The sequence below is a fragment of the Variovorax sp. SRS16 genome (genome assembly GCF_901827165.1).
GTDB lineage: Bacteria > Pseudomonadota > Gammaproteobacteria > Burkholderiales > Burkholderiaceae_C > Variovorax.
This window is the reverse complement of record NZ_LR594666.1, coordinates 2,064,664-2,091,117: the sequence shown is the minus strand read 5'-3', so window position 1 is coordinate 2,091,117 and position 26,454 is coordinate 2,064,664. Positions and strand designations below refer to the sequence as shown.

The 26,454-nt window shown below is 68.5% G+C and carries 23 protein-coding genes; 3 read left to right on the top strand and 20 right to left on the bottom strand.

Going from position 1 to position 26,454, the window contains the following annotated elements:
• Positions 1–52: 52 nt before the first annotated feature.
• A complete protein-coding gene (locus tag E5P2_RS10150; protein ID WP_232080643.1) occupies positions 53–1,051 on the bottom strand; it encodes a PDR/VanB family oxidoreductase in 999 nt (332 codons plus the stop codon).
• Positions 1,030–2,016, bottom strand: coding sequence for a protocatechuate 3,4-dioxygenase (locus E5P2_RS10145; RefSeq protein ID WP_197908480.1), 987 nt, complete (start codon positions 2,014–2,016; stop codon positions 1,030–1,032). The genes E5P2_RS10150 and E5P2_RS10145 overlap by 22 nt, the downstream gene beginning before the upstream one ends.
• A gap of 157 nt (positions 2,017–2,173) precedes the next feature.
• Between E5P2_RS10145 and E5P2_RS10140 the strand changes: the two genes are divergently transcribed.
• Positions 2,174–3,163, top strand: coding sequence for a Bug family tripartite tricarboxylate transporter substrate binding protein (locus E5P2_RS10140; protein ID WP_162566964.1), 990 nt, complete (start codon positions 2,174–2,176; stop codon positions 3,161–3,163).
• A gap of 40 nt (positions 3,164–3,203) precedes the next feature.
• On the opposite strand, the gene E5P2_RS10135 is transcribed toward E5P2_RS10140, so the two are convergent.
• The 10 genes from E5P2_RS10135 to E5P2_RS10090 all read right to left on the bottom strand — a co-directional run bounded on the left by E5P2_RS10135 (position 3,204) and on the right by E5P2_RS10090 (position 16,744).
• Positions 3,204–4,196: a Bug family tripartite tricarboxylate transporter substrate binding protein gene (locus E5P2_RS10135; RefSeq protein ID WP_162566963.1), complete on the bottom strand. Its 993-nt coding sequence runs from the start codon at positions 4,194–4,196 to the stop codon at positions 3,204–3,206.
• A 6-nt stretch (positions 4,197–4,202) separates the two neighbouring features.
• Positions 4,203–5,543, bottom strand: coding sequence for a Rieske 2Fe-2S domain-containing protein (locus E5P2_RS10130; protein WP_162566962.1), 1,341 nt, complete (start codon positions 5,541–5,543; stop codon positions 4,203–4,205).
• A 32-nt stretch (positions 5,544–5,575) separates the two neighbouring features.
• On the bottom strand, positions 5,576–6,397 hold the full coding sequence (locus E5P2_RS10125; RefSeq protein ID WP_162566961.1) for a pyridoxamine 5'-phosphate oxidase family protein: 822 nt from the start codon (positions 6,395–6,397) through the stop codon (positions 5,576–5,578).
• Entirely contained in the window at positions 6,397–7,380 is a 984-nt protein-coding gene (locus tag E5P2_RS10120) for a Bug family tripartite tricarboxylate transporter substrate binding protein (RefSeq protein ID WP_162566960.1), read from the bottom strand. Before E5P2_RS10120 ends, E5P2_RS10125 begins: the two co-directional genes overlap by 1 nt.
• Positions 7,377–7,949, bottom strand: coding sequence for a dTDP-4-dehydrorhamnose 3,5-epimerase (rfbC, locus tag E5P2_RS10115; protein ID WP_162566959.1), 573 nt, complete (start codon positions 7,947–7,949; stop codon positions 7,377–7,379). Before rfbC ends, E5P2_RS10120 begins: the two co-directional genes overlap by 4 nt.
• 217 nt (positions 7,950–8,166) lie before the next feature.
• Positions 8,167–11,667 (bottom strand): hypothetical protein, encoded by a 3,501-nt coding sequence (locus E5P2_RS10110; protein ID WP_197908477.1) that lies wholly within the window; start codon positions 11,665–11,667, stop codon positions 8,167–8,169.
• Between the two features lie 116 nt (positions 11,668–11,783).
• A complete protein-coding gene (locus E5P2_RS10105; protein WP_162566958.1) occupies positions 11,784–12,419 on the bottom strand; it encodes a type III secretion system chaperone in 636 nt (211 codons plus the stop codon).
• 87 nt (positions 12,420–12,506) lie between these two features.
• Positions 12,507–13,820, bottom strand: coding sequence for an ABC transporter ATP-binding protein (locus E5P2_RS10100; protein ID WP_162566957.1), 1,314 nt, complete (start codon positions 13,818–13,820; stop codon positions 12,507–12,509).
• Between the two features lie 20 nt (positions 13,821–13,840).
• The gene (locus E5P2_RS10095; RefSeq protein ID WP_162566956.1) at positions 13,841–15,568 is read right to left on the bottom strand and encodes an ABC transporter permease; all 1,728 of its coding nucleotides are present in this window, start codon (positions 15,566–15,568) and stop codon (positions 13,841–13,843) included.
• A gap of 138 nt (positions 15,569–15,706) precedes the next feature.
• Positions 15,707–16,744, bottom strand: a complete 1,038-nt coding sequence (locus E5P2_RS10090) for an NAD(P)H-dependent flavin oxidoreductase (RefSeq protein ID WP_162566955.1) — start codon at positions 16,742–16,744, stop codon at positions 15,707–15,709.
• Between the two features lie 149 nt (positions 16,745–16,893).
• Here E5P2_RS10090 and E5P2_RS10085 point away from each other — a divergent pair, with 149 nt between their 5' ends.
• Positions 16,894–17,757 carry a LysR family transcriptional regulator gene (locus E5P2_RS10085; RefSeq protein ID WP_162566954.1) on the top strand — a complete coding sequence of 288 codons (864 nt, stop codon included), beginning with the start codon at positions 16,894–16,896 and terminating at the stop codon, positions 17,755–17,757.
• Between the two features lie 279 nt (positions 17,758–18,036).
• The gene (locus E5P2_RS10080) at positions 18,037–18,315 is read left to right on the top strand and encodes a hypothetical protein (protein WP_162566953.1); all 279 of its coding nucleotides are present in this window, start codon (positions 18,037–18,039) and stop codon (positions 18,313–18,315) included.
• A 44-nt stretch (positions 18,316–18,359) separates the two neighbouring features.
• Here E5P2_RS10080 and E5P2_RS10075 read toward each other — a convergent pair whose 3' ends face one another.
• The 8 genes from E5P2_RS10075 to E5P2_RS10040 all read right to left on the bottom strand — a co-directional run bounded on the left by E5P2_RS10075 (position 18,360) and on the right by E5P2_RS10040 (position 26,453).
• Complete coding sequence (locus E5P2_RS10075; RefSeq protein ID WP_162566952.1) at positions 18,360–19,571, bottom strand: DUF1501 domain-containing protein; 1,212 nt, start codon at positions 19,569–19,571, stop codon at positions 18,360–18,362.
• A gap of 11 nt (positions 19,572–19,582) precedes the next feature.
• Positions 19,583–21,145, bottom strand: a complete 1,563-nt coding sequence (locus tag E5P2_RS10070; RefSeq protein ID WP_162566951.1) for a DUF1800 domain-containing protein — start codon at positions 21,143–21,145, stop codon at positions 19,583–19,585.
• A gap of 85 nt (positions 21,146–21,230) precedes the next feature.
• Positions 21,231–21,905, bottom strand: coding sequence for a DsbA family oxidoreductase (locus E5P2_RS10065; RefSeq protein WP_162566950.1), 675 nt, complete (start codon positions 21,903–21,905; stop codon positions 21,231–21,233).
• A 99-nt stretch (positions 21,906–22,004) separates the two neighbouring features.
• Positions 22,005–22,769: an alpha/beta fold hydrolase gene (locus E5P2_RS10060; RefSeq protein ID WP_162566949.1), complete on the bottom strand. Its 765-nt coding sequence runs from the start codon at positions 22,767–22,769 to the stop codon at positions 22,005–22,007.
• Entirely contained in the window at positions 22,766–23,917 is a 1,152-nt protein-coding gene (locus E5P2_RS10055) for an MFS transporter (RefSeq protein ID WP_162570427.1), read from the bottom strand. The genes E5P2_RS10060 and E5P2_RS10055 overlap by 4 nt, the downstream gene beginning before the upstream one ends.
• 53 nt (positions 23,918–23,970) lie before the next feature.
• Positions 23,971–24,393: a carboxymuconolactone decarboxylase family protein gene (locus E5P2_RS10050; protein WP_162566948.1), complete on the bottom strand. Its 423-nt coding sequence runs from the start codon at positions 24,391–24,393 to the stop codon at positions 23,971–23,973.
• Entirely contained in the window at positions 24,390–25,601 is a 1,212-nt protein-coding gene (gene pcaB / locus E5P2_RS10045) for a 3-carboxy-cis,cis-muconate cycloisomerase (protein WP_162566947.1), read from the bottom strand. Before pcaB ends, E5P2_RS10050 begins: the two co-directional genes overlap by 4 nt.
• A gap of 18 nt (positions 25,602–25,619) precedes the next feature.
• Positions 25,620–26,453: a shikimate dehydrogenase family protein gene (locus tag E5P2_RS10040; RefSeq protein WP_162566946.1), complete on the bottom strand. Its 834-nt coding sequence runs from the start codon at positions 26,451–26,453 to the stop codon at positions 25,620–25,622.
• Between the last annotated feature and the right edge of the window lies 1 nt (position 26,454).

Below are 26,454 nucleotides of genomic sequence, written 5' to 3'. Positions count from 1 at the left end.
CCGATTCTAGCAAGGGGCCCGCGCGGTCGAGGCTCGGCATCGTGCGGCGCCTTCAGAGGTCGAGCACGAGTTCGCCGCCCAGACTGCCCGAGCAGCAGATCATCATCACGCGGTTGCTCTTTCTTTCTTCGGCGGACAACAGGCTGTCGCGATGGTCCGGCAAGCCGCCGAGCACGCGCGTCTCGCAGGTGCCGCAGATGCCCTGTTCGCACGAGGCCTGGACTTCGACGCCGGCCTCGCGCAGCGCTTCGAGGATCGTCCGGCCCGGTGCGACGGGGATGCTGCGCTTCGAGGCCGCAAGCCGCACGGTGTAGCCGCCCCCGGTGGCACCGGGCGCGACCGGCGCGAAGCGCTCGACATGCACGCAGGCCGGCGGCCGGCCGCCGGCCGCGGCCTCGAAGGCATCGAGCATCGGTGCCGGACCGCAGCAGTACAGATGCGCATCCGCAGGCGCGGCGGCAACGATGGCCGCGATATCGAGCAGCGCGCCAGCGCTTTCGGCATCGACATGGAGATGCACGCGATCGTCGCCCAGTTCCTTGACGAAGGCCGCTTCCCTGCGCTCGCGCACGCTGTAGTGCAGCTCCCACGAGCGCCCGTCGCGGCGCAGCCGGTCCACCATGCAGGCGATCGGCGTGATGCCGATGCCGCCGGCGATGAAGACCGCCTGCGCCGAGCCTGCGTGCAGCTCGAAGTTGTTGCGCGGCACGCCGACCTCCAGCTCCGCACCGACGCGCAGTACCTCGTGCACGAAGGCCGAGCCGCCGCGGCTCGCGGGGTCGCGCTTGACCGCGACCACGTAGCGCTCAGTGTCTTCGGGTGGATTCACCAGCGAATAGGGGCGCACCAGGCCGTTGGCCAGATGCAGGTCGACGTGTGCGCCGGGTGTGAAGGCCGGCAGCGGCGCAGCGCCGTCGGGCCGGCCGAACTCGAGGAGATGAATGCCGTGCGCCGCGTAGCGGATGCCGGTGAGGCGCAGGCGCAGGGTCTGTGCCGTGGCCGTGCGCCTGCCGGACTCGGCGCCGGGATTCAGTTCCAGACCGCGAAGCACAGACCCGTTCCCGTACCGGCCGGTGTGCGATAGGCCGGAATGTATTCGAGCGAATCCAGCGCCAGATGCTCGACCGCGCCGGCCATGCAGATCCAGTTGCGAATTTCGGAGTTGCCCGAGTTGAGCTGTCTGCGTGGCAGGTCGTGGAGCGCCTGCGCATCGCGTTCGCGCAGCGCGCGGACGATGCGGCCATCGAATTCTTCGTCGATGGTGAAGTGGCTCAGGCCGCCGGAAGCGATCACGCCCACGCGGGCATCGCGCGGCAGGCTTTCCACCGCCCTTCGCAGTTCCTGGCCGAGCCGATGGCAGCGCCGCGGCGTCGGCTGGTTCGGCGGGTAGTAGGTATTGAGGAAGATCGGCACCACCGGCACCGTCGCGCCGTTGAGCAGGCGGTTGTGCACGAAGCCGAAGGCATGGCCTTCGCCGTAGCCGTCGGCGATCGTGTCGGCCACCGAGACGTCGAACTCGCGCTCCACCAGCTGGCCGATCAGATGGTTCGCCAGTTCGGTGTCGACCGGATAGTCCTTCGGCGTCTCGCGCTCGTAGTAGCGCGCGGCCGCGGCACGCGACCAGTCGGGGCCGGGATGGTTGGTGTGCAGCGGCACGTTGCGGATGCTCTTGCCGTGGTAGACCAGCACCGAGGGCAGGTTGTCGGTGTCGTAGAGCTCTTTCTGATCGTCGCCGACGATGATCAGCGTGTCGAGCTCGGCGCGCTGCAGCACGCCGGCGAGCTTCTCGACCTGCGCCGCCGCGGCCGCATGGCGCTGGGCCAGCACCTCGGGACGCAGCTCAGGCGCGATGCTGTCGCCGGCGATCTTCGCGAGCTCGTCGTAGCTCACCGGATTGCCGGCCTTGTCGAGATGGGCGCGCGCCCGGTCGCGTTCGATGAAGCGGGTCCAGTCCGCGAGGGGCGCATTGAGCATCGGCGTGTGCGACGAACCGATGCCGAGGACGATCTTGGCCATGAGAGCATGCATCCCAGGTGTTTCGATTTTGGAATTATATTCTGTTATTCAACTCCAAGCGACACGGACGCGGGGTCGCTCGGCTTGGGTGAAATCCCGTTTGACATCGATTGTTTTTCGGAAGTAAATTCCATTTCTAAAAAGCAGGAGACAAGCCGTGAGTGACTCCACCTCGACGACGCGCCGCACCACGCTCAAGGGCCTCACGGCCGGCGCATTCTGGCTGGCTGCCGACCGCGCGCTCGCGCAGGACGACAAGGCGGCCATCACGGTGCTGGTCGGCGCCGCTTCGTCGATGGACTTCACGGCCCGCATGATCGCCGACCAGCTGACCGAATCGCTCGGCCGCCCCGCCATCACGCTGAGCAAGCTCGGCGCGGGGCAGCGCATCGCGCTGGCCGAGGCGCGGCACGCGGCGCCCGACGGCCGCACCCTGCTGTTCGCGACCAACGGCCCGTTCTGCATCTATCCGCACATCTACACCCGGCTCGACTACGACCCCGACCGCGACTTCACGCCGATCGCGGGTGTCTCGAACTTCGACGTCGCCGTCGCGACCGGCCCGGCCACCGGTGCGCAGGACATGAAGCAGATGATCGCCTGGGCCAAGGCCAAGGGAAAGGACGCGGTGTTCGGCTCCGCGCCCGGCAATGGCTCGCTGTCGCAGTTCTTCGGCATCTCGATCTCGCTCGCGACGCACACGCCGATGGAGCACGTGCCCTACAAGGACAGCGGCGTGGGCATCATCGACCTGGCCGCGGGCCGGCTGCCGATGATGATCACCGGCTTGCAGCCGCTGGTCGAGATGCACAAGAACGGCAAGATCAGGATCCTCGCCGTCTCGGGCGAGCAGCGCTCGCCGCTGGTGCCCGAGGTGCCGACGCTGAAAGAGACCGGCATCAACCTGAGCAGTTCCACGACGACCGGCCTGTTCGGCCCGGCGCGCATGTCGCCCAAGCTGGTCGCCAAACTGCACGACGCGCTCGCGCCGATGTTCACCAAGCCCGCGACGCTCGAGAAGATGAGGCAGCAGGGCATGACGCCGGCCTACACCGACGGCAAGACGCTCGCGGCCTCGCTGGTGTCGGAGCGAAAGCATTTCGGGATGCTGGTGAAGGCGAGCGGCTACGTGCCGCAGGAAACCTGAGCTCGCCCGCGGCACGGGCGGTGCGCCGCCCTGCCCCGCTTCACTCCGGCTGGTAGCCGCTCAATGTCACCAGCCGCGCGAATTCGCGGTCCTCGCCGGCCATCAGCGCCGACAAAGCCTGCGCGCTCGACGGCGCCGGCGCGAACAGGAACTTCAGCAGCTTGTCGCGCGCCTCCCGGCCCTGCACCGCAGCCACCGCGGCCGCATTGAAGCGCTGCACGAGTTCCGGCGCCATGCCCGCGGGTCCGTAGACGCCGCAGGTCGTGGTGTTGCTGACGTCGATGCCGCTTTCCTTCAGCGTGGGCACGTCGGGCAGCGAAGGCGAGCGCTGCGCGCCCGACACCGCCAGGATGCGGATGCGGCCCGACCTGTGCATCTCGACCAGCTGGCTCACGCCGGTGATCAGCATCGGCAGCCGGCCGCTGGCCAGATCCACCACCGAGGTGCCGCTGTCCTTGTAGGGCACATGCGTGAACTGGATCCCGGTCGCGATGCCCGTGGCGATGCCGACGAAATGCGACAGCGAGCCATTGCCCGGCGAGCCGAAGGCCGCGAGCGACTTGTCGCTGCGCGCCATCGCCAGTTGCTGCTGGATGGTCGTCGCATGCGTCAGCGGTCCGCTCGCGATGCCGACGTCGAAGGAGGCCACCGCACCGATCGGTGTGAAGTCCTTGACCGGGTCGTAGTCGAGCTTCTTGTAGATGTGCGGATAGATGGTGAAAGGCCCGGTGGTGCACAGGATGAGCGTGCGCCCGTCCGGCGCCGCACGCTTGAGCTCGCCGAGCGCGATGCGCTGGCCGGCGCCCGGCTTGTTGTCCACCACCACCGGCCGGCCCAGCGCCTCGCGCATGCTGTCGGCCACCAGGCGCGCGGTGAAGTCGTTGCCCGAGCCGGCCGAGATGCCGCACAGCATGCGGATCGGCGACTTGTCGTCCTCGGCGCGCGCGCTGCCGGCCGCGAGTGCCAATGCACCCGCGCCCAAAGCGCGCAAGGCCTCGCGGCGCCCGCGCCTTTCGGGGTCTTCGTGCGACACGGCCGACTACTTCGCCATCGCCGATTCGGCCGGCACCTTGGGCGCCTTGGGCGCGCGCTGCGCGGTGCGCATCATGTCGGCGTAGGCCTTCTGCCAATCGACCGACTGGTGCATCTCGAAGTAGCCGCTGCGCGCGGCCATGAACACCTCGGGCGTGTCGATGCCGGGTGCCGGCGCGCCGTCGCGGAAGGCGCGCGCGGCCTGCAGTGCGCGGCGGCGCGTGCGGGCGATCATCAAGTCGCCGGGGCCGAGGTGTTCCTTCGAATGGTCGGTGATCGCGCCCATGCTCTCGGTCACGGCCTGGTCCTGCGAACCGATGTGGTCGATGCCCGAATAGATGCGGCCGGTGCGCTGCGCTTCGCGGTCGATCAGCCAGTCGTTCGACTCGTTGGCCTTGATGCGGTAGCGGCCCAGCCATTCGGTGGAGACCGGCAGGAAGTCCGGCTTCGGCTTGGAGCCGCCCAGCGGCTTGCCGTCCTTCAGCGGCGCGCCGCTGCCCGGCATGTCGCTGCGCTGGCGCCAGAAGATCATCATCACGTGCTCGTCGTCCAGCGGCACCCAGGCGCGGGCCTGGATGTTGCGCGGGAATTCGCCCTGCGGCGTCTGCGTCCAGAACGGGAACATGTAGTTGGCGAAGCGCCAGTAGATGGTCTCGGGCCGCACGGTGCGGTAGGCGCCGTAGGTGGTGCCCCAGGGCGTGTCCTGCACGTGGTATTCGGGTGCGCGCTCGCTCGCCGTGTGCTGCAGCGGATGGCCTTCGGGCACGTTGTCCGGATCGAGGTGGCCGACGTGCAGGAAGCCGAAGTGCGAAGTGTCGATGTCGCCTTCCAGCGCCTGCATCCAATTGCAGGCGCGCTGCATGAAGAACAGATCCACCTCGTGCTCCTCGAGCAGCGTGGCCTCGACCATCGGCATCGGCGGCGGCGCGTCCTGGTGCTCGCCCATGTAGACCCAGAGGATGCCGTTGCGGTCGACCGCCTTGTAGGCGCGCGCCTTCACCTTCTCCTTGAAGTCCTGGCTCGGCGGCACGCTCGGCATGTCGACGCAGTTGCCGTCGACATCGAACTTCCAGCCGTGGTAGATGCAGCGGATGCCGTCTTCCTCGTTGCGCCCCAGCACCAGCGACGCGCAACGGTGCGGGCACTGGTGGTCCATCACGCCGACGCGGCCGCTGCTGTCGCGGAACGCAACCAGTTTCTCGCCCAGCAGCAGCAGACGCATCGGCGTGCCGTCGACACCGAGCTCGCTCGACTTGGCCGCCGGTATCCAGTACTGGCGCATGAAGTTGCCCATCACCGTGCCCGGACCGACCCGGGTCAGTTCCTCGCTGTCTTTGCCTGCCTTCATATCCGCTCCATGTGAGTTGAGAAAAGAAAAAATCAGTTCGGCACCGTGCCGCGCACCAGCCGGATCTGGTCGACCTGCCCCGCCGGACCGAGGCCCGCATAGCCTTCGACCCGGTCCAGGTCCACCAGCACCACCACGCCGAGCATCGCGAAATCGTGGCCGCGCTCGGCCTCGGGCGATGCATCGAAGACGCGCCGGCGATCGCTCCCGAGATCGCTCACGCGCGCACGGCCCTGGAAGTTGTAGGTCGCCTTGGTCTCCTCGTTGCGGTAGACCAGCGCCAGCTTCGGGTTGTGGCGGATCGCACGGATGAAGGCGCCGTCGGGGCTGCGGATCCACATCGCGAGCTGGTCGTCGCCGTAAGCCTGCACCGAGCCGCGAAAGCTCAGCACCGGCTGGCCTTCGGGATCGCTGTAGGCGACCAGCATCGGATGGCGCTCGACCAGCGCGTGGTCGATCATTCGCTTGAGCGACGCCGGCAGCACGAGCGGCTGCGCATCGGGCGGTGGCGGTGGGGTGCGCTGTTGCTGCACCAGCGCGATCGCATCGCCGTCGAAGCCGAGCGTGACGACCAGGCCGCGATCGCGCTCGCCGGGGCGCCGCTCGCCGACAAGACGCACCACGCTGTCCACCACCGGCTGCGGCGCCTGCCATTGCAGACGGCGCGACAGCTCGCCATTCGCGCCCTGCCGCAGTTCGTCGATCACCGCGGCCGTGCCGTCCACGGTCTTGCCCAGGCGCATCAGGCGAACGTCCGGATGGAGCAAGGACATCAGCGCGTCGGCCCCGGTGCCCTGCGGCGCGGCCAGCGCGTCCAGAAAGCGCTGCGCCGTCGTCATGCGTGCATCGCTCATCACAGCGCCTCCGGCACGTAGCCGCTGGCCTTCACCAGGACCGCGTAGCGCTTGCGCTCGCCGGCCAGCGAGGCCGCGAGCTGGCTGCCATTCATCGGCGACGGCGCCATGCCCTGCCCGATCATCTTGTCGCGCATGTCGGCCTTCTGCAGCATCGGCATCACCGCACCGTAGAGACGCTCCACCATGTCGCGCGGCATCTTCGCGGGCGCATAGAGGCCGGCGGAGTTCTGGATGGTGATGTCGAGGCCGGACTCCTTCAGCGTCGGCACCTCGGGCACGAGGGGCGATCGCTGCTCGCCCGACACCGCGAGCAGGCGGATCTTGCCGGACTTGTGCATCTCGACCAGCGGACTCGTGCCGGTGATCATGATCGGCAGCCGGCCGGCCGCCAGGTCGACGATGCCGACGCCGCTGTCCTTGTACTGCACCGGCGTCATCGGCACGCCGCTGGCCAGTGCCATGGCGATGCCGGCGAAGTGCGACGACGAGCCAGCGCCGGGCGCCGCGCCGTAGACGACGCTGGCGCCTTCCTGGGTTCGGGTCCTGGCCCAGCCGATGAGTTGGTGGATGTCGGTGACGCCGGTCGACGGCCCGGTGGCGATCCCGACATCGAACCAGCAGACGCCTGCAATCGGCGTGAAGTCGGTCACGGGGTCGTAGTCCAGCTTGGTGTAGATGTTCGGATAGATCGCGAACGGGCTGCTGGTGGAGAACATCAGCGTGCGGCCGTCGGGTGCCGAGCGCTTGAGCTCCTGCAACGCCACGCGACCGCCCGCGCCGAGCTTGCTCAGCACGATGACCGGGCGGCCCAGCGGCTCACGCAACTGTTCGGCAATGAGCCGCGCAGTGAAGTCCATCGACGATGCGGCACCGACCAGCAGCGTGACCGGTGACTTGTCGTCCTGCGCCAGCGCGGGTCCGGCGATCATCGCGGCAGCGCCTGCGGCCAGGCCATGAAGGGTTGCTCGGCGTGTGATCATCGCGGCATGTCTCCAGCGTGGAAGGGTGAATCCAGGGTGTCGAGCAGCGGCCATTCCCGGTCCACCGGGAAGACGAAGCCCGGCGCATCGCCGCAGGGCCAGTCGATGCCGAGCGCGGGGTCGTTCCAGCGCAGGCCGCCGGCGAAGGCACGGTCGTTGTAATCAGTGAGCCGGAACGCGATTTCGCAATCAGGCTCGAGCGTGCAGAAGCCGTGCGCGAAACCCGGCGGCACATGCAACTGCCGCCAGTCGCCGGCGGCGAGTTCCACCGCCGCATGCCAGCCATAGGTCGGCGAACCGCGACGCACATCGACGCACACATCCCAGATGCGGCCGCGCGCGACCCGCACCACCTTGTGCTGCGCGTGCGGCGGCTTCTGGAAATGCAGGCCGCGCACGGTATGGCGCTGCGGATAGAAGGAGGCGTGCTCCTGCACGTAGTGCGATGCCGCGCCGGCCTCGGCGAACGCGCGCTCGCTGTAGTAGTAGCTGTAGCGGCCGTTCGCGTCGGCGCTCACATCGGGCGCGATGACGAACAGGCCTGCGAGGCCGAGTGCTTGCGTCTCCATCGTTGCAGCGATGCCTTGTCAATTTGTTATCAGAATATAATTCCATTTTTGAAATTGCGCAACGCGCAGGCACAGCGAAAGCGCCGGGAGCCGGCGCGATCGGCCGCGAGGCACGGGAATGCATGGCTGCCATGGCGCCGCCCGGGCCGGGCCTTTGCGCCATCGGTTCTTTGCCTGATGCGGCACTGGCGGCCGCGATCACCTCGACTGCCGCGGATCAGTTTCCCTGGAACGGAAAGCCGGTCGGCGTCGGAGGCAGATCTTCGGGAGGAGCCGACGAAGACCGCGCCTCCACTGCCACTGCAAGTTGGCGCATGACCTCGTCGGGCGACGCTTCCGCAGCTTGGACCAGCCGATAGATGGCGGCGAAAGCGCCTTCGGGGGCGAGAAGGTTCAGCAGAATGTTCTGGAAACTCTCGCCAAACTCGCGCAGATCTTTCTGTTGATCGGCTGGCAATTGAGCAATGTAGTTCTCGTCGGTGAACAGTGCCGCCGCAAACTGCAGCGCATTCAATTGAGAGAGCACGGCATCCTTCAGTGCCCGCGCGTCTTGGATGAAGAATATTTTTCCGAGCAAGAGATTTTCAAGCGGCACGGACATTGCCGCCATGGACCTGCGGATCGATGAAAGCATGGTCCTCGCGGCCTGCGCCGACGGCATGCGGTAAGGGCCGGCGGGCATCTGCTTGACAAAGGAGTCGGTGACCTTGATGAAGCTCTCGAGCTTTGCCTGGCTTGACTGGCTGATTTGCTGTGCGCGCAATTCACCAGTCTTGACGTGCTGCATCAGTTCGGATGTGGGCGCCGAGGACGCCTGGATCGACCGGCCAATATCGCGAAAGACGTGGTGCTTCACGTTGCGATCGACAATGCTCGGCTCAATGGCGGCCATGAACCCGTTGATCGTGCCTGGGATATCGGACGTGCTGGGCTGTTGCTCCATCTGAGAACGCAAAACATTGATGCGGTCGTGATTGGCAGCAGCAAGCTGCTCACGTCGCGGCGCCGCCGCAGTGGGTGACTTGCTGTTCCGGGCGGGGAACAATCCGTCGGCGATCCGCCGACGGACACGGCGCACGCGATCTGCGACATTGGGACGCGCAAGCGCAGGCCCGGGCGTGGTCGGCGTCGATGCGGGCAAAGCCATGGATGGCACAGGAAGAGACGGAGGGAAATCCAGAGGTGGGGGGACTTCCCCGAACTCCGAGGAGCTCACTGAAGGCGGAGCGCTGTCGGGCACGCCATCGCCCGGCAATGGCAATGGCGACTCAGCCTCCTGCTTGAACGGCGGAGGCGGCACGTCAGAAGGCGGCGCTGGCATCGCCGATCGCAATTGCTGCAAGACCTCTGCCGGCGAAGCTATCGCGGCCTGAGCCAGACCATAGGTGGCGGCGAAGGCCCCATCGGGATCGAAAAGCCTCAGCGCGATCTGCTGGAAACTCTCGCCAAGCTCGCGCAGCGCCATCCGCTGATCTGCCGGCCATCGAGCGAGGTAGTTCTCGTCGGTGAAGAGCTGCGACGCAAACTGCAGCTGGTTCAATTGCGAAAGCATGGTTTGCTCCAAAGCCTTTGCTTTCTGGGCGAATTTGACGGGATCGTCTTCGGACAGGAAAGCGTCAAGCCAGGTAGGCAATCTCTCCGCGAAATCGTCGATCGACCCGAGAAGGCTCTGCGTCGCATCCGCCGCCATGCGGTAGGAGGCAGGCTCGGGGCCGGCAGGCATCTGCTCGATGAACGACTGAGTGACGGCGGCGAACTTCTCGTAGTCCTTGCGGCTTGATGGGCCGATCTTCGCCGCCCGCGATGCGCCGATCTTGATGTCTTCCATCAGCTCAAGCTTTTCCGGGTTTGCGGAGCCGGCGGATGAACTGCCGGTCCCGGCGCCTGCAGGCAGGCCAGAAGGTGTCTTGAGCGAGTCGCGGATGTCGCTGAAGACGTGCTGCGCCTTCTCGCCAACGAAGTGCAGACCGCTGGTGGCCTGGAATGCATCGATCGTGGCCCGGGTACCGAGCGTGCGGGGCTTGCGTATTTCCGCAGCGTACCGATCGATACCGTCCTGCTGGACTTTGGCGGCGCCTCTGCGCAACGGCTCGATGGGCTGCCTGGCATCGTTGGTTCGGCTGGCGGGGGACAGCTGTCTGGCAAGGCGCTGGCCGACACGACGCACGCGACCTGCGACATTGGGGCGCACAGGCACAGGCGTGGTTGGCAAGGGGGGTGGCGCAACCGAGGGCGGCGAAACAGACGCAGGCGCGGGCGTGGTCGGCAAGGGAGGTGGCGGAACCAAAGGCAGCGTGCTGTTGGCCCGGGGCGCCAGTTGAGGCGGAAGCAAAGGCTGCGTCGGGGTCTCGGGCGGTGGCCGCCGCGGAGGCTGCGTCGGGGTCTCGGGCGGTGGCCTGTTCGGGGGTGGCGTTGGTGTTGGTGTTGGTGTTGGTGTTGGTGTTGGTGTTGGTGTTGGTGTTGGTGTTGGCGTTGGTGTTGGTGTTGGTGTTGGCGTTGGTGTTGGTGTTGGTGTTGGTGTTGGTGTTGGCAATGGTGCCGTGACCGCCGCAAGTCGCTGCTGGATCTCGCCAGGCCATGTCTGCGCCGCCTGCGTCAGACTGTTGACGGTCATGAGTGCGCTCCGAGGATCGAGAAGCTGCAGGACAATTTCCTGCAGTGTCTCGCCGTAGTTGCGCATCGTTTCGCGGAACTCTTCCGGTATGGATGCGAGATACTCCGCGTTGGTGCAAACGTACGCGGCAAACCGCAGGTCGTTCACATGGGTGGTGATGCTTCTGCGCAATTCCGCCACCGCCGCCGCGAACTGCGCAGGGTCGCCCTCGGCTGCGCTGAACAACTCGTCGATACGAAGCGACATGTCCGCCATCGTCGTGCCGACCACTGTGAGCATGCTGCTCATCGGTCCGTTTTTCATCACTTGCGAAACGGCCGCAAGGTTGGCGGGCGCCAACCCATGGATGAACGACCGGCTTGCCCTGTCCAGGTCCCCGAGAGCGTCAGCGCGGATGTCTTTGCGGGTGAAGATCTTTTGCGAAAGCCTGGCAGCGTTCTGGATATCCTGCATCAGCTTTTCTTTGCCGGGAATATCACGCAGGGTGGACTTCGCGAGTTCTTCTTTCCGAGCTGATGGATTTGTGGAACGCGCGAGCATGGACAGGGTGTCGTCGAAAAAATTCCATGCCTTGCCGTGAACGAACGCCACATCATTGGCGGCCATGAAGCCGTCGAACGACGACGCGGCATCGGAGGGGGGCCGCTGCGAGGCCTCGTCGATGCGCTCCTGGATGTGCTTGTTACGGTCTTCAACGTCCATGGCTTGCTCCATGGACATCGCCCGATGGGCGTTGATGATGTCCTTCAAATGAGGCTTGATTTTCGCCAGCCGGACGTTCCCACCGGAACTGCTGGCTTTCGCCAGCAGTTGGTCGATGCTCGTGATGGCGGTCTGGACGTAGCCAGCGTCCATCATGCGGGCGTTGAGCTTGACTTGCTCGACCAGCGACGCGACGGTGTGAAGAGCGTCATCACGCTGGGCGGTCCTGCGTACTTCGAGGTCGACCGTTGCGCCGCCGCGGGTCGCTGTCTTGGACCCATTGTCTGAGCCCATCCTGATGGAGGTCAGATACTTCTTGTTCGAATTGACGACACTTTGGAGGTCGGCAACGATGCTGTCGAGACTCTCGACGCGTCTCGCGGGCTTTTGAATGTTCTGCATGGCGTGCGCTCCTCTTGGTCAGGCAGGGAGGGCTCGGTCATTGACTTTCCCGACAATCGATTGGAACGCCGACATGGCTTCCGATGGCTGGATGTTCTGCACCATGCTCGCCCTCCTCAGGCACGTGAAGTCAGCTCTGCCATTCCAGGCATGTTCATGCCGAGGTCTTCGCTGGTGACATAGCCCTCCCACCACCGCGTCAGCTCGGCAAAGTGTTCGAGGGTTCCGATGAAATCGCCGCCCCGCACGCTGTCCGCGTCCAGTTCGCGGACCAGCAGCAGATCGCCGGGTTCGCCACCCATGCAGATCCTGGCGCCGCCGGTTTCGCGCCATAGGGTGTTGTAGGAAAGCCCGGCCGCGTGGACTTCGGCGGTGCGTTGTGCGGGCGGCTTGCCGATGTCGGCGCTGAGGACGATGCGCGCCGGTTCGTCGGCCCACTCGATCAGCATCGCAACGTCGTTGTCGAAGGCGAGCGCCCAGGTGCTTTCGCTGTTCTGGCGCACGGCCGCAATGGCTTCGGATTGCGGCGCCACTTCGCTCAGGCGCTGGCTGACGTATTCAGGATCGAGAAGAAAGGTCACGGACGTTGCCTCCGGCAGATAGGTGGACGCACGCACCTCCACGGATACATGCCTGCCGTGAGTAACGTCGGAGTCTTTTTGGTTCAGTCCTCGCGTCAGCCCGCCTGCATCGAACAGCGCCGGTCTATGCCAAGCGCCCGGCCGGCACAGCCGGGCCCCTTCGTGAAACACCGCGGATCCGGCTTCGCCGGTCCGCCGGTGTTGCCCCCTGCAAGGGGGTGCGGAGCCACACGAAGTGGGCGAGGCTGGGGGTGAGCCTTATTCCACCGCCTCGGCCTCTTCCCCGGCCGGCAAGTGGATCAGGCCGGTATTGAATTCGTATTCGAACACCTCGCCATAGCGCCCCCACTCGATCGCGGTGCGCAGCACGCGTTCGGCCACGACCGCGTCGAGGCTTTCGCGCAGCAGATCCAGGAAGGGCTCTTCGGGCAGCTCGCCCGACGGGGCCTGCTCCAGGCTGTGGCGGATGTGCGCGGCCAGCGGCACATGGGCCAGCAGCTGCTGGCCGAACAGCTGCTGGCGCAGCGTGTGGGCGCCTTCGACGTAGCGGCGGCCCAGGCTGGTGAGGTGCAGGTCGGCATCGGCCAGCTGCGCGAAGCCGAGCAGCGCGAGCGCCTGCGCCAGCGGCAGCAGTTCGTGGTCGGTGAGCTCGGCTTCTTCGGCCAGCTGCGGCAGGTCGGCGCGTCCGTCGCGGCCGTCCTCCACCAGCATCTCGAGCAAGGCCTCCATGCGGCCGACATCGGCGTCGGGCAGGCGGTCGCTCAGATGCATGTGCACCACCTCGTCGGCCGGGCGGCCGGCGACGGCCACGCTCTCTGTCATGAGCGCATAGACCTCGTCGATCAGCGCCCTCACCTCCAGGCTTTCGACGGCGCGCGGCCGCGGCAGGCGGATCGGCAGCTCGGCGCGCACGCGGCCCGGGTCGGTCGCGAAGATCAGCACGCGGTCGGCCATCAGCACCGCTTCCTCGATGTTGTGCGAGACGATGAGCATGGCCTTGGTCGGCATCTCGCCACCACCCCAGAGCTGCAGGATGTCGTCGCGCAGGCGCTCGCCGGTGAGCACGTCGAGCGCCGAGAAGGCTTCGTCCATCAGCAGCACCTCGGGCTCGACCACCAGCGCGCGCGCGATGCCCACGCGCTGTCGCATGCCGCCCGACAGTTCGCGCGGCAGCGCGCCCTCGAAGCCCGCGAGACCGATGAGTTCGATCGCCGCCTCGGCCCGCCGTGCGCGCTCGGCCGGCTCGATGCCGCGCGCTTCCAGGCCCAGCTCCACGTTCTGCTGCACCGTGAGCCAGGGAAAAAGCGCGAAGGACTGGAACACCATCGCGATGCCGCGCGCCGGTCCATAGAGCGGTTGCCCGCGATAGCGCACGCTGCCCGCATCGACGCCGATCAGTCCGGCCAGGATGCGCAGCAGCGTCGACTTGCCCGAGCCCGACTGGCCCAGCAGCGCGACGATCTCGCCTTCGGCCAGGCGCAGGTCCACGCCCTCCAGCACCGAGCGTGCAGTGCCGTCGGCGGAGCGGAAGGACTTGCCCACCCCCTTGAGTTCAACGATGGCTTCGGCCATGGGCCCTCCTCGCGCGTTCATCAGAAATGCATCCTGTTCTCCGCCAATTCATAGAGCCGGCGCCAGACGAAATGGTTCATGCCCATCACGAACACGCACATCACACCGATGCCGAGCGCGATGCGCGGGAAGTCGCCGATGGCCGTCATGTGGGCGATGTAGCTGCCGAGGCCCGCGGCCTGCAGCGTGGTGTCGCCCCAGGTCACGTATTCGGCCACGATGCTGGCGTTCCACGAGCCGCCGCTGGCGGTGATGGCACCGGTGACGAAGCTCGGGAACACCGCCGGCAGCAGATAGCGCCGCCACATCAACCAGCCGCGCAGGCCGAGGTTCCTGGCCGCGTAGCGCAGCTCGGTCGGCACGCTCGACGCGCCGGCGATCACGTTGAAGAGCAGATACCACTGCGTGCCCAGCACCATCAGCGGCGCGAGCCAGATGTTCGGGTTGAGATGCCAGCGCACGATGAACACCACCGCCACCGGGAACATCAGGTTGGCCGGGAAGGCTGCCATGAACTGCGCCACCGCCTGCAGCCGCCCGGCCCAGCGCGGGTTCATGCCGATCCACACGCCGACCGGCACCCACACCAGCGCGGCCAGCGCGATCAGCACCAGCACGCGCAGCAGCGTGTAGAAGCCGAGCAGGAACACATGCGCCACCTCGGACCAGCCGACCTCGGTATGGATGAAGCGCGCCAGCCACACCACCGCGAGCAGCACCCCGGCGGCGATCGCGGCGTCCCACACGCGCGCCACGGCCGGATTGGGCGGCCGCGGGCGGGCCTTGATCGAGGTGCCGTCATGGTCGCGCCGGAACAGCACCAGCGAGCGTTCGAGCAGCCGCGCGGCGCGCACCATCAGGCCCTTGAGCCGGTCGGTGCGGCGCAGCCAGGTGAGCAGCCAGGAGTTCGGCATGTCCTCGCTGCTGCCTTCCTCGAAGCGGAACTTGTCGGCCCAGGCGATCAGCGGCCGGAAGAACAGCTGGTCGTAGAGCACGATGCCGATCAGCATGCCGCCGATGGCCCAGCCGATCGCGCCGAGGTCGCGCGCCTCGATCGCCATCGCGATGTAGGAGCCCACGCCCGGCAGCTTGATGTTCTGGTTCGACACCGAGATCGCCTCGGACGCGACCACGAAGAACCAGCCGCCCGACATCGACATCATCATGTTCCACAGCAGCCCGGGCATGGCGAAGGGCAGTTCGAGCCGCCAGAAGCGATGCCAGCCCGAGAGCTGGAACACGGACGCCGCCTCGCGCAGTTCGGGCGGCACGGTGCGCAGCGACTGGTAGAGGCTGAAGGCCATGTTCCAGGCCTGCGAGGTGAAGATGGCGAAGATCGCCGCGCATTCGACGCCCAGCAGGTTGCCCGGGAACAGCGCGATGAAGCCGGTGACCGTGATGGACAGAAAGCCCAGGATCGGGATCGACTGCAGGATGTCGAGCACCGGGATCAGGATCTTCTCGGCGGTGCGGTTCTTCGCCGCCAGCGCCGCGAAGCAGCAGCTGAAGACCAGCGACGCGCCCAGCGCGAGGAACATGCGCAGCGTGGTGCGCAGAAGGTAGTAAGGCAGGTACCACGGGTCGAGGCTGATCGGCAGCGACTCGCCGAGCTGGTAGGGCCGCGCCATTTGCGAGCCGCCCCAGGCGAGCGCGAACAGCAGCGCCAACACCAGCGGCAGCAGCGCCCAGTCCCATCGGTTGCCGCCGGAGGCGACGGCCTGGCGAGGGAAAAATCGTTTGTCGAACATGGAGCGGAGGCAAAGGGTCGGGTTCACGGACCCTGTCCGCGCGGGGCGCCATTGTGCCTGCGGCAGATGGCAGCAACCTGACGATGCCGCGGCGCCCCGCTCCGGCCCGCTTGCGCGAAGCGTTCGCGCGTCTTTGGCTCAGAGACCTGCGGCCAGCCCGCGCGTGATCTCCGCGGCCGGCACGGCCCGGCAGCCGCTCGCATTCTGTCCCGACCACAAGGGGGAGAAATCGCCGCTGCCCTGCCGCTCCGCCGCCGCGCGCAGGGGCGCGATGGCCGGCGTGGCCAGCGGAAAGTCGGGTGCCGCGTCGCTGAGGGCACCGAGCTCGCGCATCACGCGGTTGACCATGCCGCGCGCCGGGCCGCCGCTGAACAGATTGGTCAGCGCGGTGTGCGTGGCCCCGGCCTGCAGCGCACTGCGGTGCACCGCGCTGGTCGTGGCTTCCGGCGTCAGCAGATAGGCCGTGCCGGCCTGCACGCCGCTCGCGCCCAGGGCCAGCGCGGCCGCCACGCCGGCCGCGTCGCTGATGCCACCCGCCGCGACCACCGGCACCCGCACCGCACGCACCATCTGCGGCAGCAGCGCGAAAGTGCCGACCTGCGTGCTCAGGTCGCGCGTGAGGAACATGCCGCGATGGCCGCCGGCCTCGAGACCCTGCGCCACGATCACGTCGGCGCCGTGCTGTTCGAGCCAGCGCGCCTCGTCGAGCGTGGTGGCGGACGAGACGACGATCGCGCCCCAGCCACGCACGCGCGCCAGCAGTTCGGCCGACGGCAGGCCGAAATGGAAACTCACCACGGGCGGGCGGAACTCGGCCAGCACATCGGCCGCCTCCGCGTCGAAAGGCCGGCGTCCCGGGCCGGCGGGCACGCTGGCGGGGTCGATGCCGAACTCGGCATAGAACGGCGCGAGCGCTTCGCGCCAACGCGCCTCGCGCGCCGGGTCGGGCACCGGCGGCGTGTGGCAGAAGAAATTGACGTTGTAGGGCCGCGTGGTCTGTGCGGCGATGGCCGCCAACTCCTTGCGCAGCGCGTTCGCGTCGAGGGTTGCGGCGGGCAGCGAGCCGAGGCCGCCGGCATTGCTCACCGCGATCGCCAGCGCGCTGCCCTGCGACCCGGCCATGGGCGCCTGGATGATCGGCAGCTCGATGCCGAGGCGTGTGGTCAGCGATGTCATCTGATGTCCTTTCGCGAGAGGGAATCCGGTTCGTTCGGGAGGCCGGCCAGGCGGCGACGCAAAGGCCGGCGGCGTTCGACACGGGCCTTCATTAGACGCAGAATGCCAAGCTCTGCACAAATGAATTATCCAGAACAATCATTCTTCTTATGAGAACCATCGATCTGGACTCCCTCGAGATCTTCCGCGCCGTGGTGGCCGAAGGCGGTGTGATCCGCGCGGCCGGCAAGCTCCATCGCGTGCAGTCGAACGTCACGACCCGCATCCAGCAGCTCGAGGAGCGCCTGGGCCACAAGCTGTTCCATCGCCAGGGCCGCACGCTCGCGCTCGCGCCGGCCGGCCACAAGCTGCTGCCGTACGCAGAGCGCCTGCTGCGCCTGGCCGACGAGGCCGAGAGCGAACTGCGCAGCGACCTCCCGCTCGGCGCCTTCAGGCTGGGTTCGCTCGAAAGCACGGCGGGCAGCCGGCTCGCACCGGTGCTCTCGCGCTTCCACAAGCTCTATCCCGGCGTGGTGGTCGAACTGGTCACCGGCACTACAGGCGCGCTGCTCAAGCGCGTGAATGCCTTCGAGGTCGAGGCGGCCTTCGTGTCGGAGCCCTTTTCGGCGACCGGCCTGCACACGCTGTCGGTCTTCGACGAAGAACTGGTGCTGATCACCGCACGCAGCGTGGCGTCGGTCGTGCGGCCGGCCGAGCTCGCCGGCTCGACGCTGATCGGCTTCGCCCACGGCTGTTCGTACCGCCGGCTGCTGGAGCAGTGGCTGGGCAAGGGCGGCTTCGCGCCCGGGCGCTCGCTGGAGTTCGCGTCCTACCAGGCCATGATCGCCTGCGTGGCGGCGGGCACCGGCTTCGCGATCGTGCCGGTGTCGGTGCTCAAGGCGTTGCGCGCCACGGCCGACGTGCGCCAGCATGCGCTGCCGGCGCGCATCCGCGCCAACCACACGCACCTGGTGTGGCGCGGCACGCCATCGGTGGCGCTGGCGCGGCTGATCGAGATGATGAGCAAGCCTTAGTCGGGCTGTTGGGCGCGGTGGGCCTTCCGGGCCTGCCTCCCACATGCCTGCGCATTTGGCCGTGACCATCGAGGCCAGCTGTTGCGCATCCCTGCGCTCGCATGACATCGCATCGCCGCGTGGAAAGAACATGAAATCCAGCAACGCCCTGCTTCGCCTCGCCGTCCTCGCATCGCTCGCGAGCCTCACCGCCTGCTCGGCGCCCGGGGCGCAGGGATGCGCTAGACCAGCGCAGGCAAGGCGCCCACGCTCGAGCTGCCGCCCGATATCTCGCAACTGGTGCACGCCGGCAACGACGCGACCGGGAGCACCGTGATCTCGGCCGCCGCCTACCAGGCCGGCGTGCGCGACGCGCTCGGCGCGATGGTCGACACCGCGCGCTCGGCCGCCGAGCTCGATCGCTTCCGCACGCGGCTGGAGCGCTCGGCCGAAGGCACCGAAATCTACGTCAGCCACCGCGGCATGCGCGAGGCTTACGGCGATTCCCGGGAGGACCGAAGGCATGGCAGCCGATGGACGCCGATCCCGAACGCGAAGCCGAGGTGCTGCGCCGGCTGATGGTCCGGCTGGGCGACACAGGCAGCGGCCGCGGCGCGCCCGGGTCAGATCAGCTTCAGATCCTTCGGCGTCACGCGCGCGAAGACGCGGTCCAGCTGCGCCGGTGAAAGCCCGTACATGCGCTGGAACAGGCCGCCGAACACGGCCCGGTATTCGTTGAGCACCGGATAGTCGCGGTTCTGGAACAGGTTCGGCTGCGACACCTCGACCTGCTCGCCCACCACGCGGCCGCCGGCCTGCGCCGCGAGGCCGCCGCCGAGCACCCAGTAGACGGTGCCATGGCCATGGTCGGTGCCGCGGTTGCCGTTCTCGCGGAAGGTGCGGCCGAATTCGCTGATGACGACGACCACCGTGTCGCGCCAGGCCTCCGGGCCCATCTCCTCGGCGAAGCCGGCGACGCCGCGGCCCAGTTCGTCCAGCCGGTTCGCGAGGTAGCCGGCGGCGGCGCCCTGCCCCACGTGCGTGTCCCAGCCGCCGACATCGACGAAGCCGAGATCGAAGTTCTCCCGCATCAGCCGCGCCATGCGGCGGGCGACGCGTTCGAAGCCGCGCGCCGTCATCGCATTGCGGCTGGCGGCATCCATCTCGTCCTTCACCGCGCGCTGCACCTCGTCGCGCACCTGGAAGCCTTCGGCCACCGGCTGGGCCAGTGCGGTGTGGCGGTACATCGCCTCGATCACCTGGCTCTGCCGCGCATCGACCGATGGCCGGCCGACCGACGCGAGCGCCATGTTGGCCGCCTTGGCATCGCCGCGCAGCGAGATCGGCAGCTCGTCGGTGAAGGCGATCGGCGCGACGCCGATCGACGGGCCGGCGCCGAGCACGGCGGCCAGCCGGTTCAGGAAGCCCGAGCGATAGTCGCGGCCCTGGTCGAGCGGTTGCCCGAGTTCGATCGAATCCTGCGTCTCGAAGTGGCTGCGCGTGAGGTCGTCGGTGCCCGCGAAGGCGATGAACGCGGCCTGCTTGCTTTCGAAGAGCGGCATGACGCTCGACGCCAGCACCGGATGCAGCCCCCATGCAGCGTCGATAGGGAGCGCGCCGCCGGGCTCGCCCGGCCGCGCGATCGCGATGTTCGGGCGCGACGCACGGTAGAAGTCGCTCGCGACCGGCACCAGCAGGCTGGCGCAGTCGTAGGCGCCGCGCAGGAAGACCACCAGCAGCCGCGCATGGCCGGCCGCCGGCGCGGCGATGAGCCGGCCGGCGGCGCCGGCGAGAGGCGCCGCGGCAAGCAGCCTGACGAGATCGCGTCGTTGCATGAAGGCTCCTTTCAACGGTGCATGAGTTCGGGCGATGCCAGCAGGAAGGTGTTCCAGTCCTGCGGCGACGTCGCCTGCGCCAGCGCGTCGCGCGTGTCGGCGCTCAGGCCCGGCCATGCCGCGCGCACGGTGCGCGAATCGGCGAGTTGCGGAAACGCGGGCCGCTCGAGCGGCGCCTTGTCGTCGGTGCGGAACAGCACCGCGCCGCTGGCACCGATGGCACGCGCCACCTCGAAACGCGTGCTCATCTGGCCGGCGCTGGCCCAGGCGTCCTGCGTGAGCGGATAGCCGTCGGGCGTCTGGTGCGCATAGAGCGGCTCGCCCATGCGGTTCATCCAGGCCAGCATCGGGTTCACGTTGGCGACGACGCGGCCGTCGTAGGCGAGCCGCACGCCGGCGATGACGTAGTGCACCGGATCGCGGAACTTGCCGCCCAGCGAGGCAGTGAATTCCGGCGACTCGAACATCGTCGTCAGCGTGGCCGCGATGTCGCCGTCGGTCCGCTCGAAGGTCTGCGCCATGTGCGCGACCAGCGGCGCCGGCGGCGCATCGGCGACGAAGTAGACGGCCAGCTGGCTGGCGATGAAATGCGCCGTGGCCGGCGCGCGCGCCAAGCGGTCGAGCGCCTCGTCGACCTCGGCCAGGCCATGCTGCGTGATCGGCTGCCCGAGGAAGGTCTTCGGTCCATCGTCGTGGCGATTGGGATTGAACGCGAACACGCCGCGCCGGACGTAGCCGGCCTGCAGCGCCGGGCGCATGCGCGGCGGCGGCGCGTCGAGCGCGCGCAGGTCGAGCCCGACGCCGGTGAGCACGCGCGCGAGCTCCTGCACGTCCGTCTGCGAATAACCGCCGCCGACGCCGAGCGTGTGCAGCTCCATCAGCTCGCGCGCATAGTTCTCGTTGATGTGGCCGGCGCCGTTCTGCGCGTTGTCGAGGTAGCGCAGCATCGCCGGGTGGTGCAGTGTCGCGCCGAGCAGGTCGCGGAACCTGCCGAGCGCATGCGGGCGGATGGCGTTCTCCTCGTAGTCGCCGACCAGCACGCGCAGGTTGTTCTTGCGCGCATCGATGTTGAAGTGATTCATCCAGAACCAGGTCATCTGCTCCTGCAGCTGGTTCGGCGAGTACAGCGCACGCAGCACGAAGCGCTGCTGCGCCTCGCGCATCAGGCGCGTGAGTTCCTGCTGCCAGGCCTGGCGCGCGGCCTTCTTCTGGTCGTCGTCGGTCAGCGCGTCGGCGGCGACGCGCTGCGCTTCCAGCGCCACGGCCAGCTGATCGACCGGCGTGCGGGAGATCGTCATCGCGTCGATCTGCGCTTGCGCCTCGGCCGGCAGCACCGCGGGCCCCGGATGCAACTGCTGCTGCAACCAGGAAGGCAGACCCAGGCGCGCGAGCCGCTGCGCGTCGCGTGCATCGGCGCCCCAGGTGACGCGGTCGAGCCAGCGCAATTGCGCGGCCTCGCCGCTGGCCGAGACCTTCGGCGGCGGGCCGAGGTCCGGCCGCGCCGCGCAGGCGGCCAGCAGCATGGCGGTCATCGCCAACACAGACGCGGCGGCTGAAAGTCGGGGAATCTTCATCGGGGCTCCCGGCCCGCGATGCCGGGGCCATGCGCCATCAATCGCCCGGTCGCGCCCGCGGTTGACCGGCTTTACATGCCGTGCGTCAGGCTGCGGACAGGGTGGCCGGTGCAGCGCCGGCGATCTGCCGCAACGCGCGCTCGAACACCTCGACCGGTTGGCCGCCCGAGATCAGGTGCTGGTTGTCGATGATGATGGCGGGCACCGAATGGATGCCGGCATCGGTGTAGAGGCGCTCGCGTTCGCGGGTCTCGGCCGCGTACTCGTCGCTCTCGAGGATGGCGCGCGCACGTTGCGGATCGAGCCCGGATTCGGCGGCCAGGCGCACCAGCAGCGCGGGGTCGGACGGATTCTCGCCATCGGTGTGGCAGGCCTTGAGCAGCGCCTTCTTGAGCGCCATCTGCTTGTCCGCGCCTTCGAGTTCGGCCCAGTGAAGAAGCCGGTGCGCATCGAAGGTGTTGTAGACCCGCGAGCGCCCTTCCTCGCGGAACGCGAAGCCCACCGCGGCACCGCGCGCGCGGATGGCGGCGCGCGACTGCGCCTGCTGCTCGCGCGTGCTGCCGTATTTCTGGTTCAGGTGCTCGAAGGCATCCTGGCCTTCGGGCGGCATCTGCGGATTGAGTTCGAAGGGCTGGAAGTGCAACTCGGCGGTCACGTCGGGCGCCACGCGTTCGAGCGCGGCTTCCAGCGCGCCGAGGCCGACGGCGCACCACGGGCAGGACACATCGGAGACGAAATCGATCTTGAGGCGGGAGGTCATGGCGGGGGTCTCTGAAGGAAGGAGCAAGCCTGAATGATGGGGTCGGCCGCGCGTCTTTCAACCGCGGCCGCGGCGATCACCCCACTGCCGTCGCAGTCGTCAGAGGCTGCGCCAGAAGTCGATCAAGAGCTGCGTGAACTCCACAGGACGTTCGACCGCGCTCAGATGCGCGGCATCGATGGCGGCCAGCCGCGCATGGGGAATGGCCGCTGCGATCGCCTCGGACATCGAAGGCGGTGTGGCCTCGTCGCGCGTGCCGGCGATCACCAGCGTAGGCGCCGCGATGCGGTGGTTGCTGTCGCGGAAGTCGATCGCGGCCACCGCATCGCAGCTCGCGCAATAGGCCGCCGCATCGGTGTGCACCAGCGTGTCGTGCAGCCTGCGCGCGGCCTCCGCGCCCTCGGGCGTGCCGACGTATTCCGGCGTCAGCCAGCGCGACACGGCACCATCCGCGATCGCCGCCACGCCTTGCGCTCGCACCGTCTGCACGCGTGCGCGCCACGGCGCCGCATCGGGATAGTGGGCCGAGGAATTGGCGATCACCACGCTCCTGAGCAGCGCCGCATGCTTCGGCGCCAGCGCCTGTGCCGCCATGCCGCCCATCGAGAGGCCGACGAAGTGCACGGGCTCGCCGTCGGCTTCGCGCGCGATCAGCTCGGCCGCATCGTCGGCCAGCGCCTGCACCGTGAGCGGACCGGCAACCACCTCGGAGCCGCCGTGGTTGCGGTGGTCGTAGCGCAGCACCGTGTGGGCGCGCGACAGGATGGCGGCGACGCCGTCCCACATGCGCAGGTCGCAGCCCAGCGCATGGCTGAGCACGACGATCGGGCCTTCGCCCTCGCGGACGACATTCAAGCGGGTCATGGGGTTTCCTTTCTTGGATGCGAGTGTGGCAGACGCGGCAGCCATCCGAAGGCGATCAGCACCAGCGTAGCGCCGGCCAGCACCATCGGCAGCACCATCGGCCAGGCGCCGTGGCTCATCGCGGGGTCGACGAAGCTGGCCGCGATCTGGCCGACGATGAACGCGACCGCCATCATGCCGAAGCCCGACCACGACACCGCGCGGCCGGCGAGATGCGGCAGGTCGCCGACCGCGCCGGCCTGCCCGCAGGGCTGATGGATGCCATGGCCGATGCAGTAGAGGCCGTGGCCCAGCAGCAGCGGCCATGCCGACAGCGGCTCGAGCCAGCAGCCCAGCGCCTGCACCAGCGGGCCGCCCAGGCTGAGCATCGATCCGAGCTGCACGGCCCGCACCGCGCCATGGCGCCGCAACAGCCGACGGCACAGCGTGGTGCTGAAGATATAGACCAGCGAGCCGCCGGCCGGAATCCATCCGTACCAGCCCGGCGACAGGCCGAGGTAGCTGATGTAGACCATCGGGGACAACAGCAGAAAGCAGAACAGTCCGCCGTAGGTGACCGCGGACACCGAGGACCAGGCACGAAAGCCCTGGCTCGCGAAGACCGCGCGCAGGCTGCCGCGCGGCGCCGTGGCACCGGCGTGCGGCGGGCGCGTTTCGTCGAAGCCGCGCAGGCACATGCCCCAGAGCACCAGCGCATACACCGCCATGCCGCCGAGCACCCAGCGCCAGCCCGCGCCCTGCACCGCATAGGCGCCCAGCACCGGCGCGATCAGGGCCACCACGCCGAGGCCGGTGAGCGCGCGCGCCATCACGTGCGGCCCTTCGTACGCCGGATAGACATCGCGCACCGCGGCCCGCGCGCACACCAGGATCGCGGCCATCGAGAAGCCTTGCAGCGCACGGCCGGCCACCAGCATCGGAATGCCCGGCGCGAGCGCGCAGCATGCGGCGGCCAACGCATAGCACGCGAGACCGGTGAGCAGCACGGGCCGGCGCCCCCAGCGATCGGCCAGCGGGCCGCAGGGCAGCTGGCCGAGGCCGAAGGCGAGCACGAAGACGGTGAGGCTCGCGCTGGCCGACCCCAGCTCGCGGGCGATGGACGGCAGCGCCGGCAGGTAGCTGTCGGTGGCCACCGGCTGCGCGGCCATGAGCAATGGCAGCAGCAGCGCGAGCGGGATGCCGCGCTGCGCGGCCACCGTGCTCACTTCGGCGATTCCGCCAGCAGGCCCTTTTCGCGCAGGATGCCGGTGGCAATGCCGAAGGCATGGTTGGCGACCGGCACGCCGCAGTAGATCGCGGCCATGATGATCACTTCCTTGACGTCCTCGGGCGTGAGCCGCGATTCGGGCGGCCCGTCGAGCGCGGCGCGCACGTGCATCGCGAACTCCTCGTACGCATGGATGCCGAGCATCATCGACAGCACCATGAAGCGGCGCGTCTTGTCGCCCAGCGCGGGCCGGCCCCAGATGTCGTTCCACGCATGGCGCGTGATGAGTTCCTGGAACTCGCTGTTGAAGTCATTGCGGTTGGCGAGCGACTTGTCGACCCAGGCGTCGCCGAGCACGCGGCGGCGGTTGAGAAGCCCGGCTTGGTAGTCGTCGGGCGGTGCGGCGGGTGCGGTCATCGTGCGGTGTTCCGTGGATCGAGTTGGGCTTGCAGGTCCTTCACCAGCGCCACGGTGATGTCGGCGGCATGCGCCGCCAGCGCGGGATCGAACCATTCGTCGGCGGCCTCGCGCGGCAGCTCGGCGCGCAGGCGATCGATATTGGAGCGCATCCGCGCCGCGTCCACCTGCAGCCCGGGCAAAGCCCCTGCGAGCGCGCGCACGCTGCCGTGCGCGGACATCAGCAGCTGCGGCCACTCGGCCAGCTCGGCCTGCCAGGCGCCGAGCGCGCGTTCGTGTTCCTGCGGCATCGCGGCCAGCAGCGCGGCCACGCGCTGCGGCGCACGATGCGCAGCCGCCAGCGCGACCATCGAGGCGACCGGATTGCGCTTGTGCGGCATGGCCGACGAGCCGCCGCGGCCGGGCTCGCTGGGCTCGGCGAGCTCGGCCACTTCGTACTGGCCCATCAGCGCGATGTCGGTGGCGATCTTGCCCAGGCTGCCGACCATCAGGCCCAGCTCGCAGCCGAGCGCGACCCATTCGTCGCGCTGCGTGTGCCAGGTCGCGCCCGGATCGTGCAGGCCCAGTTCCTCGGCCATGCGTTGGCGCACCGCCGGGCCCTGCCCCTTCATCTGCGCCAGCGTGCCGACCGCGCCGCCCAGCTGCAGCTGCAGCGCGCGGCGCGCGGCCTCGGCCAGCCGCGCGCGGCTGCGCACCAGCGGCGCCGCCCAGCCCGCACACTTGAAGCCGAAGCTCGTCACCGAGGCCGGCTGCATCAGGGTGCGCGCCAGGATCGGCGTCGCGGCATAGCGCTCGGCATGCCGCAGCAGCGCCTGCACGGCCTTGTGCAGGTCGGCATCGACCAGCGCCACCGCCTCGCGCGTGACCAGCGCCATCGCGCTGTCGATCACGTCCTGGCTGGTGCTGCCGAAATGCACGAAGGGCACGGCGTCGGCGTTGAACACGCCCACCGCATCCTTGAGGTTCTTGACCAGCGGTATCGCGACGCTGCCGGCACGGCCGCTGTCGCGCACGATCTTGGCGACGTCGAACAGCTCGACCTTGCAGCTGCCGATGATCGACTGCGCGGCCGACTCGGGGATCAGCCCGAGCTGCGCCTGCGCACGCGCCAGCGCCGCCTCGAAGCGCAGCATGGCGTCGACGAAATTGCGGTCGCTGAACGCGGCCAGCGTTTCGGACGTGGAAAGAAAACCTTCGAAAATGCTCATGGTGCCGCTGTCCCCTTGTCAGTACGCGATCTGCGCCACGCCGCGCAGTTCCTCGGCCGTCGAAGTGCCGAAGCCGAAGAATTCGAGGTAGGCAGGGATCATCTCGAACAGCATGTCGGTGCCGACCTGCACCGCGCAGCCCTTGTCGCGCGCAGCGCGCAGCAGCGGCGTGTACTCGGACTTCATCACCACCTCGCCGACGAAGGTCGCCGGCGCGATGCGCGCGATGTCGAAGGGCAGCGGATCGCCCTCCTTCATGCCGAGCGGCGTGGCGTTGACGACCACGTCGTGGCCGGCGGGATCCTTCGACCCGGTGCCCACCGTCAGCGCCGGATAGTGCACGCGCAGGCGGCCCGCGAGCGCATCGGCCGATGCGGCGCTGGCGTCGAAGAGCGACAGGTGCGCGACGCCGGCCGCCGCCAGCGAGGCCGCGATGGCCGAGCCCACGCCGCCGCAGCCGGAGACCAGCACCCGCGCGCCTGCCAGCGCGCGGCCCTTGCGCAGCACGCCGCGCACGAAGCCGGCGCCGTCGAACTGGTCGCCCAGCAGCGTGCCGTCCGGGCGCTTGAGGACGGCATTGCAGGCGCCCGCGATCCTTGCCGTCGGCGTGACCTCGTCGACCAGCGACATCGTGGTGATCTTGTGCGGCATGGTCACCAGCGCGCCGCGCAGGTTGGTGAGCCGGAACAGCGACGCGAGCACGCCGGGATAGTCCTCGGGCTTGCAGCCCATCGGCACCACGACGGCGTCGATGCCCTGCCTGTCGAACCAGGGGTTGTAGATCATGGGCGCCTTGAAGCTCTCGGTCGGATAGCCGAGATGGGCGATGAGGGTGGTCTTGCCGGAAATCATG

What these genes read in the sequence shown, in the direction of transcription:
- E5P2_RS10145 (WP_197908480.1), bottom strand. Translation starts at nt 2,016, where the DNA reads ATGGCCAAGATCGTCCTCGGCATCGGTTCGTCGCACACGCCGATGCTC.
- E5P2_RS10130 (WP_162566962.1), bottom strand. Translation starts at nt 5,543, where the DNA reads ATGAAGGCAGGCAAAGACAGCGAGGAACTGACCCGGGTCGGTCCGGGC.
- E5P2_RS10125 (WP_162566961.1), bottom strand. Translation starts at nt 6,397, where the DNA reads ATGAGCGATGCACGCATGACGACGGCGCAGCGCTTTCTGGACGCGCTG.
- E5P2_RS10120 (WP_162566960.1), bottom strand. Translation starts at nt 7,380, where the DNA reads ATGATCACACGCCGAGCAACCCTTCATGGCCTGGCCGCAGGCGCTGCC.
- rfbC (WP_162566959.1), bottom strand. Translation starts at nt 7,949, where the DNA reads ATGGAGACGCAAGCACTCGGCCTCGCAGGCCTGTTCGTCATCGCGCCC.
- E5P2_RS10110 (WP_197908477.1), bottom strand. Translation starts at nt 11,667, where the DNA reads ATGCAGAACATTCAAAAGCCCGCGAGACGCGTCGAGAGTCTCGACAGC.
- E5P2_RS10100 (WP_162566957.1), bottom strand. Translation starts at nt 13,820, where the DNA reads ATGGCCGAAGCCATCGTTGAACTCAAGGGGGTGGGCAAGTCCTTCCGC.
- E5P2_RS10095 (WP_162566956.1), bottom strand. Translation starts at nt 15,568, where the DNA reads ATGTTCGACAAACGATTTTTCCCTCGCCAGGCCGTCGCCTCCGGCGGC.
- E5P2_RS10090 (WP_162566955.1), bottom strand. Translation starts at nt 16,744, where the DNA reads ATGACATCGCTGACCACACGCCTCGGCATCGAGCTGCCGATCATCCAG.
- E5P2_RS10085 (WP_162566954.1), top strand. Translation starts at nt 16,894, where the DNA reads ATGAGAACCATCGATCTGGACTCCCTCGAGATCTTCCGCGCCGTGGTG.
- E5P2_RS10075 (WP_162566952.1), bottom strand. Translation starts at nt 19,571, where the DNA reads ATGCAACGACGCGATCTCGTCAGGCTGCTTGCCGCGGCGCCTCTCGCC.
- E5P2_RS10070 (WP_162566951.1), bottom strand. Translation starts at nt 21,145, where the DNA reads ATGAAGATTCCCCGACTTTCAGCCGCCGCGTCTGTGTTGGCGATGACC.
- E5P2_RS10065 (WP_162566950.1), bottom strand. Translation starts at nt 21,905, where the DNA reads ATGACCTCCCGCCTCAAGATCGATTTCGTCTCCGATGTGTCCTGCCCG.
- E5P2_RS10060 (WP_162566949.1), bottom strand. Translation starts at nt 22,769, where the DNA reads ATGACCCGCTTGAATGTCGTCCGCGAGGGCGAAGGCCCGATCGTCGTG.
- E5P2_RS10055 (WP_162570427.1), bottom strand. Translation starts at nt 23,917, where the DNA reads ATGGCCGCGCAGCCGGTGGCCACCGACAGCTACCTGCCGGCGCTGCCG.
- E5P2_RS10050 (WP_162566948.1), bottom strand. Translation starts at nt 24,393, where the DNA reads ATGACCGCACCCGCCGCACCGCCCGACGACTACCAAGCCGGGCTTCTC.
- pcaB (WP_162566947.1), bottom strand. Translation starts at nt 25,601, where the DNA reads ATGAGCATTTTCGAAGGTTTTCTTTCCACGTCCGAAACGCTGGCCGCG.
- E5P2_RS10040 (WP_162566946.1), bottom strand. Translation starts at nt 26,453, where the DNA reads ATGATTTCCGGCAAGACCACCCTCATCGCCCATCTCGGCTATCCGACC.